Here is an 11,955-nt window from a genome sequence, read left to right as displayed (position 1 = left end):
CAAGGCGCGCAGGATGTGAGGTATCGTTTACTAACGCCCTCGCTAGGCTGATTTGCTACGCTGTTTTGTAGCTGTTTTATCTTTTTTATTTCCTCGGCGTCTTGCAGATTTAGCTCCTCGTTTCGCTCTTGCTTAGGAGCGAAGTCTTGGGGTTTTATTTCGGGTCTGCTGGCATCTTTTATGGGCGCTGAGGGCTGGCTAGTCAGCATAAAAATCATAAGAACCAAGACCAAAGCTCCAAAGATTATCGCTATTTTCTTTCCCATTTTAGCCTCCTATTTTTTTCTAAACTGCTCGTTAAATTCGCTGATTTCGTTTGCTAGAGCGCGGATTTGCGCCTCGTCTAGGGTTTGGACTAGATCTTTCATCAGCGGATTTGCCTTTTGCTTGTTTTTATACGCAAATATCATGTCGTAAATTTGATCCGAGGTTTTATTTAGCAGCGACGGGCCGATGATGCCGTTGGCGTAGTCGTCGTGGCAGGCGGAGCATTTTACGATAAAGTCCTTGCTAAGGCGCCCTTTTACTAGTTTTAAATTTATGCTTTGCAGCGGGTTTCGCACCATCGCTAGCGCGCCGACTGAGCGGCTAGTCTCGCTCTCTTCGTCATCTAGACCAAATTTGACTCTCTTTTTACCGTTTATATCGTAGCTCATAAACTGATCGTAGTCTTTTTGCGCGGTTGCGTTAGCGTCCGCTTTTTGCGTCTCTATCATGCCTGCGGCGGCGGGCGTCGCTTGCGTTTTTGCCGCTTGCGTCGTCGGTTTTTTATCATCCTTGCTCTCGCAGCCCGTTATCAGCGCAGCGGCGGCGAGGGCGACGAGACAGCCTAAAATTTTATTTCTCATTTTTATCCTTTGTAAATTTCATCATAGCCGCGGTTTGGCGCGATGTCGATGATTTGCACCGGGCAAACCTCGGCGCACACGCCGCATCCGACGCAACCTTGTTTAAATTCGGGCAAATTTCGCCCGTCGCTTTTAGCCATCGCTATGGCGACGTCTCCGATCGGACAGAGGCTCACGCATAGATCACAGGGCTTGTCCACGCTATTTTGGACGGCGTCTTTTACGGCTTGCTCGCGGTCGTTGTAAATTTTACGCTCAAGCATTTTCGTAATGCCGTTTAAATTTACGTTTTCGTTTTTGTACGCTAGACAGGCCTCGCGTCCTCGCAGCACGCCCACGCCCATCTTTACGTCGCTAATCTGCGTCGTAGCGTGATCTAGCGCGCCGCTTGGACAGGCTAAAACGCAGGGGAAAAGGTCGCACAGATAGCAGCCTCGCTCGTGCGCGTCGATATAGGACGTGCCGTTTGAGTAGCCCTGCGTTATATCTAGTAGCTCGATGCTGTGATACGGACAGACCTGCACGCATTGGCCGCATTTTATGCAGAGCGATTCGAAATTTTTAACCGCTCCGGGAGGCCGTAAAAAAAGTTCGTCCGCGCGCGTTTTGGGTAGAAAATACCCGATGCCGTAGCCTGCAGCCGCCGCACCTGCCGTTAGTGCGATAAAATTTCGCCTATTCATAGCGTTGCCTTTTGAGCGTTGTTTGGGCGCATTTTAGGAGAGTCGTCCTCTAAAAGCTTAAGCGGCTCGGAAAAGGGGGCAAGTTTAGCTAGGAAATTTAGCCCGCTAATCACGGTGGAGCCGTAGAAAAAGCGTAGGGCCGGATAATACTGCCAAAGCTTGTCGGCGTAAACGAAGTGCAAGTATGGCGTATCGCCGATGCCGTCTCTATCGACGTCGAGTCCTTCGTATTCGTCGAAATAATTACCGCTCCACTCGTTTAGCTCGATCTTTGAGCCCGGAGTGTCGTTGATAGCCGTTTCCATGTTTCCGATAAAATCATTGCCCTTAAACACGCTTTTTTCCTGCGTCGCGTGCATTTGCAGCCCGATGACGTTGTATAAAATTTGATTGTTTTCGATCAAATTTACGGCGCCCGGATTTAGCGGCGAGCGGTCGGAGTAGATGCCGCGCGAGTTATATAAAAAGGTATTTTCGCTCACGGTAAAGCCCGAGGTATCTTTTAGCGCGATACCCACGCCGAATGCTCCGTTTGAGTTGATTATCACGTTTCGGCGCACGAGGGAATTTGTTGAAAACATAAAATACATCCCCACCGCGCCGCCGCTAAATTCGTTATCCTCGATGAGGTTACCCGTAGAGTACATCGTATGCACGGCGTAGCGGTTGTTTTTGCCGAAATTTTTGCGGATTATGTTGTTGCTGGAAAACCACGCCACGATATCGCGGCTGTTATAGACGTAGTTTCGCTCGATCAAATTTTCGTGCGAATACCACGCGCGCACGGCATCTCCGCGTCTAGGCACGTCAAAGCCCTCTTTTGAGGTGATGTTGTTATCTCTTATCACGGCTTGGTTGCATTCTGATAGCTCGATACCAAACAGCACGTCTTTAAAGCGGTTTTTCTCGACTAAAATATTATTGCCCTTTGCGCAGCTTATGCCCGCATCTAGGTTCATCTGGCTCGTGCCGCTGCCTTCGATGTTTAAATTTATGAGCTTTACGTTTTTTGCCGTTACTTTTATCACGCTTGATTTGCGGTCGCCTCGTATCACGGCGTTCTCGCCTTTGCCTATTATCGTTAGCGGTTTATCGATTACGATATTTCCCTCGTAAAGACCGTCGTTTAGGCGCAAGATGTCGCCCGGTTCGGCGGCGTTTATAGCGTCTTGCAGCGGACTGGCGAAGGCCGTTAAATTTAGCGCGCAAAAGAGCAAAAGCTTAAATTTCATTTCGCGTCTTTGAGCTCTTTTTTCTTTGAAAATACGGCTAGTATACAAAGCGCGCTCATAGCCATCATCACCCAAAATCCTATGCTAGGATACGAGTGCGTTGTAAACTGCGCGACCTTGCCGTCGCCAAGCACGGTCGGCATAAACGGTTTTATCTTAAACGCGCCCCACTCTTGCATATTGTGCCCGTACCAGTAAAGCCAGCCCGCAAACGCGCCCATGAAAAGCAGCGGAGCTATGGTCGGAAGCACCATGAGCAGGGAGTTAAATTTGCCGTCGTAGTATAAAAAGGCTAGCATGCAAAGCGTGGAAATAAGCAGATAATAAGGCGCAATCGCGCGCTCGACGTTGCCGCCGTGCTCCATCGGATACATGCCGATGTAGTGGTTTATGGTGTTCATCTCGTGCACGTCGCCGCTGTATCCGTCAACGTGAAAATAAACCGGAATACCGTCTGGAAAGGCGTCTTTTGGGTAGTTTGGCGCTTCAAGCGCGACGTACCAGATAGGAAAAGATGGCGTGCCGATCTCGGCTTTTTGCTCGATCGCTTTTTGTAGGCTGGCTTTTACGTCGTCTGGCATCAAGTGATTTTTGTACTGAAACGAGGTGTAAAGGTCGTAAATTTTATACGAATACCCGGCGAGAGGCTCGCCTGCGGCGATCTTGGCTTTGGCTCCGAAAAAGCCTAGCACCGGGATCGTAAAACAAACGGTCATCAAGACTAACGCGATAATAGTGTAAATTTGATACTTCTTCATCGTTTCTCCTTTGTTAAATTTAAAAAATTTTTCGCAAAACGCTTTTTAAATTTAACGTGGGAGGCTCGGGTTGCGCGCGCCGAGCCTCAAATTTAGCGTACTGATTCGGACCGCTAAGCCCGAATCAAATTTGGATTACATTCCCGCGTTTTCGTCGATCCATTTTAGGTATTCGATGATATCTTTGATCTCTTGGTCGCTCATGTGCTGATTAGGCATCCTGAGGTTAAAGAAATCTATCATAGATTTGACGTACTCGTCGTTGTAAAATTTAGCAGGATCTTTGATAAAGTCAAACACCCATTTCTCGCCGTTTTCGTGACGCAAAAGAACGCCGGTTAGATCTGGACCCGAGCTAACCTGACCGATGACGTGGCAGCCGTTACAACCGCCTTTTAGATAGGCTTCCTCGCCTTTAGCGGCAGCCGGGCTCATAGGTGTGGCGATCTCTTTAGCGAGATTGTTTTTAGCTCTTAGGCCGACGTCCGCGGTTTTAACCATATACTGCCATACTTGGTACTCCCATAGTATCGCGCCGTTTACGTCTCCTTTTTTGTAGGCTTCGTCGGCTTTTGCTTTTGCTTCAGGGATTTTGCCGTATTGATCTAGCGCGTCCGTAACTAGCTCTTTTACCTTAGGATATTTTTCGTAATGCTTCTCTTTCAAATAAGTAACGACGCTTTGGATAACCTCGTCGGTAGCTTTGTTTGTAGCGATTACTTTATCGTATTCGGCTTTTAGAGCTTCCGGGCTTAGGGTTTTTAGCTTGCTTGCTTTGGCGGATTCGTATTTTTTGTTCGGATCTTTAACTAGCAAGTAACCCATCATCTCAAGGTGTAGCGCAGAGCAAAACTCGGTGCAGTAGTAAGGGAATACGCCCTCTTCGTCGGCTACGAAATTTACGGTCGCAGTTTTACCAGGCTCTAAAGAGGCGTGGATATTATAAAGATCCACGGTAAAGCCGTGTGTCTCGTCCTGTGCGCGCTCTAGGTTTGTTAGGTGGATGGTTACGTTGTCGCCTTTATTTACTTCGATGTGCTCAGGGTTGATGTGGCTTCTGATCATCGTGGCGTAGACGGTTACGTTTTTGCCGTTGCGCTCGACTCTTTCTTGTCCGGCAAGAGTAGCGAACGGACTTTCTTTACCGGTGCGAGAGTTTGTTCCCATGGCATAGGTGGTAGCCGGTTTTAGCTTGCTAGCCGCGATCGAAACTACGTCGTGAGGTTCGCCCAGAGGTATCGGCATATCGTATAAAAGCTCCATTTTTGAGCCGGCTATGTCGATTAGCTGGTGGTTTTGCGGGTGAAGAGGGCCGACCGGGTTAAAGCGATCGATCGAAAGTTTATCAAGAGCGATAGCGTATTTTCCCTTAGGTTTTGACGACTTACCCTCCATAGTATCAAGGTGTCCGATGTTGTAGTGGACGTTGATCCTATCTAGAACTTTTAGATTTTTATAGTCCCATTTCACGATCTGGCTATCGACGTAAAGAGAGGTATAGATGATGCCGTCTTTTTCGTCAAAAGAGTTGTGCAGAGGTCCAAGGCCAAGTTCGACTTGTCCTTGCAAGCTCTTTGCCATATCAAGCACAGGGATGCCGTACGGATCGGTGCCGGCAAACTCTTTTTTATCGATTAGGTTTTTGATCTTTTTAAAATCATAAACCGTCGCGTGAGTATCTAGCTTGCCGCCGATAACGATATAGCGGCCGTCAGGAGTGACGTCTACGCCGTGCGGACTCTTTGGCTCAGGGATCAAAAATAACGCGCCGGCTTTAACGGCAGCCTCTATCGTAACTACTCTGTGGCCGTTTATTTCTCTGTAGTTTTTCTTATCTTGAGCTAGTTTTTCTAAAATTTGCCAGTTATAAACGTGTAAATAGTCCGTATCGTTTCTGCTAGCGCCCGCTTCAAATGGAGGCAAGCCCTTTTCGATACCTCCGGTATACATCTCCGAGTTTATGGAGTTAGAAAACGCCCAGCCGAAGCTCTCGCCCTTACCGGCGTCGCTTAGATCCTGCCAATACGGAGGAAGCTCGAGCGAGAAGGAAGCTTTCTCGTCTATTTTGCCTTTTGGATAGTCGAATTTCCAAAACGTTACCGCGCCGCGGTATGCGCTTTCGTACTCGTCTATCGAGTGGTAGCCGTTATCTAGCGGAGCCGCGTACTGTGCCGCTTCGATGACGTATTCGCTATTTGGGGTGATAAAGCTGCCGCCGTGTTCGCTTTTTACGATTGGATTAACGACGATTTGCGTAGTTTCAAAATCGTGCAAATTTATAACCGCGATGCGAGGATTGGCCTTGTCGTTGATGAAAAGATAATCGCCGACGTATTCGCCGTTTTTCTCGGTTAAAGCAGGGTGGTGAGTGTCGCCCCACGTGATTTGTTTGCCTCTGATGGCGCCGCTTTTTAGGATGGCTTTAGACTCCTCGTCGTAGCCGTATCCCTGCCAAGGCTCGGGCGTAAATACGCCGATATACTTGTAAATCCTCATTGAAGGCACGCCGTAAACCATTACCTGTCCGCTTTGGCCTCCTGATGAGAAGACGATATAGTCGTCCTTCTTGCCGCTTGGCTGATACGTTTTAGCAGCCGCCAGGACGTCTTTTTCCGTTAGACCGCGCGCTTTCATGATAGCTTGTAAATCGCTATCCGTCGCACACGCACTGCTAACGGTAAACGCCAGGCCCGCAGCCGCAACGATACCGCAACTAAGTAGTTTGTTCATTGAAAATCTCCTTTCCTAAGATTTTTTCTTGTAAATTTGGATCTCGCCGTTTATGCTAACGGCTATGACGCTATCTTCGTCGTTAAAAATTCTTATCACGGCGTCAGAGTTTTTGCCTATTTTTTCTATCTGTTTAAACTCCGCGTCGCTTCGTAAAATTTCGCCGTTTCCAAGCCCGATATAAACTTTATCCTGCACGACCAGTAGGCTTTTAATGCGTGAATTTGAGATTTTGTAAATTTGGACGATTGAGTTTGGGGCGGCTTTGGTCTCTGTACTCGCCGAGTTTTTTGTTTCTAAATTTGTAGAGTTCATCAAAATTGCGTTTGTTGTGCCGCTAGTCAAATTTAGATCCGCTTTGTTTTGCGCGTTTTTGACGGCGGTTAAATTTGCGATTGCGTTTTCTTTGTCGCCCAAATTTGCTTCGGCATCCAAATTTGTCGCACCAGTTTGCTTGCTTGTTAAATTCGCTTCGGCGTCAAATTTGAGGCTAGCTATCTCGCCGCTAGCAAGTCCGAAAATCACGCCTGAGTTTATCTCCGCCGCGCTCAAAGCTACGGATTTTAATCTGCCTAGATTTTTTGCCTTCATGGTGCTTAAATTTACGCTAAAAACCGATCTATCCCAGCTGGTTATCAGTGCGGCGCCGTTTAAAATTTGACAGGTTACGATACGGTATGTGCCGTCAAGATTTGCGCGCGTCAGCTTTTTTGACGCAAGATCGTAGGAGATAAAGGCGTCTTTGCTGACGACCGCGTAAATTTTGCCGTTTGCGACGTGAAGGTGCGTTATCTGCGCATCAAGGCTTAAATTTGAAAGATTTAGCATGCCGGCAAAAGAGCTAAAATCATCGTTAAATTTAGCTATCTCGCCGCCAGCAAATCCTGCGTATAAATTTGCGCCATCAAAGGCTAGCGAGGTTATCTCGTCTGTTTTAAAGTCAAATTTGCTTATGGGTTTTAAGTCTTTTTTGTTAAGTATATTTAGCGAATTTTTGGCATCGTAGATGGCTAGGGTTTTGTTTTGCTCGCTATACGCGCAGCTTTTTACGTCGAGACTAGCCGTAGCACTAACGTCGCTTGCGAAGGAGAAAACAAATAGAGCGCATACGAGCGCTATAATCTTCATGGATGACTTCCGAGTTTTAAATTTCCGCTAAAGAAACTATACAACCGGAAGGCTTAAAGTATATTGATTTAAATCAAAATCGTTAATAATTGAGCATAAAAAAATATCTCTGTGTTATAACGTAACACTCATAACAACTAAATAATAAAGCTGTTATTATTCCAGATTTTCCAGCGTTTTCTTGATGTTTTGCGCCGTTAGATTGGATATCTCGGCGACGAATTTATCGTTTTTATCTAGTACGTATAGCGAGGAGCTATGAGCGACGGAGTACTCCATGACCGATTTTTCAAGCAGCACCTTTTGATACTTCACGCCGTAGCTTTTTGCAACCTTAGGTAGATCGTCTAATACTATACCGTAAGAATTCGGATAAAAATACTTCGCATACTCATCGACGTTTTTAGGTTCGTCGCGCTCCGGGTCGAGAGTGACGAAAATCACGACGATATCGTCTCTTTTAAGCTCGTTTAACACGCCGCTTAAGATACCTAAAGTCGCGGGGCAGACGTCCGGACACGAGGTGTAGCCAAAGTATATGATCTTATTTTTACCCTCAAAGCTCTTTAGACTCACCGCGCCGTTTACGCCCTTGCCGGTAAAATCGTAATTTTTTAGACCCTCGGCGACGTTTGTGCCTTGACCGTTAGGGGCGTATTTGTTTGAGTAGAGTGCGAGATAACCTACACCAAGAACCGTTAAAATCAGTATAAGTACGATAATAAGCTTTTTCATCATCCGCCCTTTTAAGTAAAATTTGCGTCTATTGATGCAAGTCGAAGTCTATATAAAGCCCGCTTCTTTTGCCGTTTTCAAGCACCTCGAAACGGTACCTCATGATGTTTATCAGGCACGCGCTTAGCACGATGTTTGATATGTAGGCGTTGTCGCGTTTTTCTACTTCGGCCTTAATCACACCCATGTCCATATTTACGCCGTGGATCTCAAGGCTCGGGTTTTTAAACCCTTCTAGCCCCTCGATGCGCACGATCGTCGGCTGCATCGTGTAAATAGGCTTTGGCGAGAGGCTAAATTTAACCGTCTTGCCGCGAAACTCCACGCCGCAGGAGTGCTCGGCGTTCATATCGCAAGGAAGCGGGGTTAAATTTGCCCCCACGTCCTCTGCGCTCAAAAAGTCCTCTTGCGCTTGCGGTTTAAAAAACAGATACGCCGAGGTACCTAAAACACCGACTAGCAGGACTAAAATAATGAGAAATTTTTTCATTAATGCTTGTGATGTCCGCCGTGATCGTGTCCGTGTTCGCCGTCTTTTTTAGCTACGACCGACTTTGCGACGATGTCTTTTACTTCGAGTTTTTGTCCGTTGTCAAACTCTAGCGTAGCGTCTAGTTTGTCGCCCTCTTTGATCGGGGCTTTTACGTTCATCAGCATCACGTGCAGACCGCCCGGTTTTAAATTCGCCTCGCCCATCGCAGGCACCTCGATATTTTCTATTTGCACCATTTTTTTCATACCGTCTACGTCTTTATGCGTGTGTATCTCGCCTGTAGCGGCTGCGGGAGAGCTAGCGCCGATTAGTTTTACCGGTTTATCCGTGTTGTTTTTGATATCGAAAAACAGAGCCGTATTTTTTGTGCCGGGAGGTGTAGCCTTGGCGTAGATATCAACGATCTCGATATCTGCGGCATTTGCAAAGCCCAAAGAGGCGACTACTAGAGATAAAGCTAAAAATTTGCTTTTCATTTTTTTGCGTCCTTTACGTATAATTTTGATATTCGCTATTGTAACACAAAATAAAAGCTTTTTAAAATTTTTAAGAGAAAATGTAATATAATTCTGGCCTTTATTACGAAAATACTCAACGTTAGGAAAATTTTGAAAAAACTACTCGGCTTACTTATTTTTTATGCTTTTTTTTCTCAAATTTTACTCGCCGAGGCTTTAGCGGACGCAAATTTGACTGGTGCAAAGTACTGGCTGGAAAAGCTAGGCGCAGCCGACGTCAGATACGGCTACTACGAGGCTAAAACCAAAATCATCGTCATAAATAAAGCGCAAAAAACCTTGCAAAGCTTCGAGTATGCGGGCGGCGCGCTGGAGCAAATCTTTTCTCAAAGCGTGATAACGGGCAAAAGCGGGGATAAATTTAAAGAAGGCGATCTAAAAACGCCGATCGGTGTTTACGACGTCATTGATAAATTTACGCCGCCCGATACATTTTATGGGCCGCTTGCTATGTCGCTATCATACCCGAACGCTCACGACAAAGCCGCACAAAAAACCGGCGGAGGTATCTGGATACACGGTCTGCCGATGAAAGGCAAACGCGACGACGAAGTAAAAACGCGCGGCTGCGTGGCGTTTAACAACGATGCGCTGGTGAAATTCGGCCGACTAATCGGCAGCGAGGGCGTCGTGATAATCAGCGAAAGCCAGAAGGTAGACGCTAGCAAAGACGACGTAGCGCACGTGCTGGCGCATCTACACGAGTGGCTGCAGGCGTGGCGAGATAACGAAACTAAAATTTACCTCGGCTTTTATGCGGACGAATTTGTAAAGATAGAGGGCAAAAACGCGCTAACGAGGGCTAAATTTGCCGAAAATAAAAAGAGAATTTTCGCGCTAAACGAAAAAAAGAGCATAAAAGCTTCAAATTTTAGCGTGACGCCGTATCCAAACGTCAAAGGACAAAATCTTTTTAGAGTGGTTTTTGACGAGGATTATACTGCGCCTAGTCACAAATTTAAGGGGCAAAAAGAGCTCTACGTGCGGCTAGATAAAGATAAATTTAAAATCTTAACGGAGAAGTAAATGCAAGAAAAAAAAGAAATAGTAAAGGCTCAAATCGAGGAAATTTTAAAGGCTAGGAGCGAGTTTTTCGCCGAGCTAGACCGCCAAGTGCCAAAGGTTGCGGGCACTGACGTGTTTGACTTTGCAGCGGTTGAGGAGGCTGATCTAAAGGCGCTTTACGCTAAATTTTACTCTTACGATTATAGTATCAGAAAGCTACTTCCTAACGTTTACGAGGCGTTTGGCGTAAATTTCAATGTCTGAACTCGTTTTAAACAGATCCGCCTATATCCATAATCTAACTAAAATTTGCGCCAAAGCCGGCGGCAAAGATCGCGTGATTTTGGTGCTAAAAGACAATGCCTACGGGCATGGAGCGGCGCTTGTGGGGCATGAGGCGGCGAGCTACGGCATCAAATTTTGCGCGGTTAAAAACGAAGCCGAGGCGCGCGAGCTGGAGCCCTTTTTCGAGCACATCCTCATCCTTTCGCACATCCCGCACGGCGGCGAGAGCGAGCGATTTATCTACGCGGTAAACGACATTTCGCTGATTTCTAAATTTAAAAAAGGTGCGCGCATACATATCGCCGTCGATACACTCATGCACCGAAACGGCGTTGCGGTAGATGAGACGAGGGCGGCGTGCAAGGCGGCCTTGGCGCACGGACTGCAAATTTGCGGTGCATTTACGCATTTTAGAAGCGCCGAGGAGCTCAGTAGCGATTATTTCGTGCAGAGGCAAAATTTCGCCGCGGCAAAAGCCGTAGTGCGCGAAATTTGCGGCGGTTCGAATTTGACCTTTCACTCGCATAACTCTGCTGCGACCGAGCGCTTCGGCGAGCTAGCGGACGAGTACGTGCGCGTGGGCATCGCCGCCTACGGCTACGCGCAGTTTGACGATAGTTTGGGGCTAAAGCGCGTGGCGTCGCTCTGGGCGCATAAAGTTAGCGGTAGAGTACTAAAAAAAGGGCAATGCGCGGGCTACGGCGCTAAATTTTGCGCGAGCGAGGATATGCAAATCGCCGTTTACGACCTAGGCTACGGCGACGGACTGCTGCGCTATGCGGGCGAGGGCGAGCTAAAGACTGCCGGCGGACAGCGGTTGCTCGGCAAAATGTCGATGGATAGCTTTTGCTGCGAAGACGCGGGCGATAAAATTTGCGTATTTGACGACGCGCGCGTTTGGGCGGATTTTTTCGGCACGATCAGTTATGATGTTTTGACTAAGCTCTCGCCTAGCATCTCGAGGCGGTTTGATTAAAAACTTCTCGCAAGTCCGCTTGAGCGCGCAGGTAGCAAACCCTTGCGCGCAGAACTAGTGGCAAAAGCTAGCTTTCCAAATTTATGAGCTTAGTCTACTATCTTCAAAAGCGTAAATTTGCCGTCTGATTCAAATTTACGCCGAATTTTGCCTAATATCGGCTCGCGGTTTTGTAAATTTAAGACATTGCTCGGCAGTCGTAAAAATTTATTGCTTTTTTCTTGGGCGGATCGTGCTAATTTTGCCTAAGCGTCAGGTTTGCTAAATTTTGTTTACCGATTTATAGCCCGCCATATCAGCGGGCAAAGCATTTTATGTTTTAGGGCGTTATCATATTTGCTCTTATGGCCTCTACGTCGGCGTTTTTAAAAATTCGGATTTGCGATAAAATCGGACGAGATTCTATGCGGCTAAATTTTCGTAGCGGCGTCAAATTTACGCTGTGTTTGCGCTAGCCGCATTTTGCAAAAACCGAAGCGGAGCATTTGGCTAAGCAGGCAAAATTATTTAAATTTACTTCAAAATATCCCGAAGCGCGGTTTTTAGATCGCTAAATTTAAAGCT

The 11,955-nt window shown here is 46.9% G+C and carries 12 protein-coding genes and 1 pseudogene; 3 read left to right on the top strand and 10 right to left on the bottom strand.

The features are described 5' to 3' along the window. From Q0546_RS07335 to Q0546_RS07290, 10 genes and pseudogenes are all read right to left on the bottom strand, one after another. Positions 1 to 266 (bottom strand): annotated as a pseudogene (locus tag Q0546_RS07335) (cytochrome C); the annotation flags it as partial. A gap of 9 nt (positions 267 to 275) precedes the next feature. Beyond that, positions 276 to 848 (bottom strand): hypothetical protein, encoded by a 573-nt coding sequence (locus tag Q0546_RS07330; RefSeq protein ID WP_298791787.1) that lies wholly within the window; start codon positions 846 to 848, stop codon positions 276 to 278. 2 nt (positions 849 to 850) lie between these two features. Next, the gene (locus Q0546_RS07325) at positions 851 to 1,531 is read right to left on the bottom strand and encodes a 4Fe-4S dicluster domain-containing protein (RefSeq protein ID WP_298791785.1); all 681 of its coding nucleotides are present in this window, start codon (positions 1,529 to 1,531) and stop codon (positions 851 to 853) included. After that, positions 1,528 to 2,763 carry a nitrous oxide reductase family maturation protein NosD gene (locus Q0546_RS07320; RefSeq protein WP_298791784.1) on the bottom strand — a complete coding sequence of 412 codons (1,236 nt, stop codon included), beginning with the start codon at positions 2,761 to 2,763 and terminating at the stop codon, positions 1,528 to 1,530. Before Q0546_RS07320 ends, Q0546_RS07325 begins: the two co-directional genes overlap by 4 nt. Next, a complete protein-coding gene (locus tag Q0546_RS07315) occupies positions 2,760 to 3,521 on the bottom strand; it encodes a hypothetical protein (RefSeq protein ID WP_002947648.1) in 762 nt (253 codons plus the stop codon). Before Q0546_RS07315 ends, Q0546_RS07320 begins: the two co-directional genes overlap by 4 nt. A gap of 135 nt (positions 3,522 to 3,656) precedes the next feature. Next, positions 3,657 to 6,251 (bottom strand): Sec-dependent nitrous-oxide reductase, encoded by a 2,595-nt coding sequence (gene nosZ, locus Q0546_RS07310; RefSeq protein WP_298791780.1) that lies wholly within the window; start codon positions 6,249 to 6,251, stop codon positions 3,657 to 3,659. Between the two features lie 15 nt (positions 6,252 to 6,266). Further along, positions 6,267 to 7,379: a hypothetical protein gene (locus Q0546_RS07305; protein ID WP_298791778.1), complete on the bottom strand. Its 1,113-nt coding sequence runs from the start codon at positions 7,377 to 7,379 to the stop codon at positions 6,267 to 6,269. Positions 7,380 to 7,535: 156 nt separating this feature from the next. Further along, positions 7,536 to 8,114, bottom strand: coding sequence for an SCO family protein (locus Q0546_RS07300; protein WP_298791777.1), 579 nt, complete (start codon positions 8,112 to 8,114; stop codon positions 7,536 to 7,538). A 28-nt stretch (positions 8,115 to 8,142) separates the two neighbouring features. Beyond that, the gene (locus Q0546_RS07295) at positions 8,143 to 8,604 is read right to left on the bottom strand and encodes a hypothetical protein (RefSeq protein WP_298791775.1); all 462 of its coding nucleotides are present in this window, start codon (positions 8,602 to 8,604) and stop codon (positions 8,143 to 8,145) included. Then, on the bottom strand, positions 8,604 to 9,083 hold the full coding sequence (locus tag Q0546_RS07290; RefSeq protein WP_298791773.1) for a copper chaperone PCu(A)C: 480 nt from the start codon (positions 9,081 to 9,083) through the stop codon (positions 8,604 to 8,606). Before Q0546_RS07290 ends, Q0546_RS07295 begins: the two co-directional genes overlap by 1 nt. A 132-nt stretch (positions 9,084 to 9,215) precedes the next feature. Between Q0546_RS07290 and Q0546_RS07285 the strand changes: the two genes are divergently transcribed. From Q0546_RS07285 to Q0546_RS07275, 3 genes are read left to right on the top strand one after another with little or no spacing between them, the layout of a single operon-like run. Then, positions 9,216 to 10,151: a L,D-transpeptidase family protein gene (locus tag Q0546_RS07285; RefSeq protein WP_298791771.1), complete on the top strand. Its 936-nt coding sequence runs from the start codon at positions 9,216 to 9,218 to the stop codon at positions 10,149 to 10,151. Then, on the top strand, positions 10,152 to 10,394 hold the full coding sequence (cmeU, locus tag Q0546_RS07280) for a CmeU family protein (protein WP_298791769.1): 243 nt from the start codon (positions 10,152 to 10,154) through the stop codon (positions 10,392 to 10,394). Next, the gene (locus Q0546_RS07275) at positions 10,387 to 11,391 is read left to right on the top strand and encodes an alanine racemase (protein WP_298791767.1); all 1,005 of its coding nucleotides are present in this window, start codon (positions 10,387 to 10,389) and stop codon (positions 11,389 to 11,391) included. Before cmeU ends, Q0546_RS07275 begins: the two co-directional genes overlap by 8 nt. The last annotated feature ends 564 nt before the right edge of the window (positions 11,392 to 11,955 follow it).

The organism is uncultured Campylobacter sp. (assembly GCF_937997465.1).
In the GTDB taxonomy this organism is placed as follows: Bacteria; Campylobacterota; Campylobacteria; order Campylobacterales; family Campylobacteraceae; genus Campylobacter_A.
The sequence above is the reverse complement of the archived record's forward strand: the minus strand, read 5'-3'. Positions and strand labels throughout refer to the sequence as shown.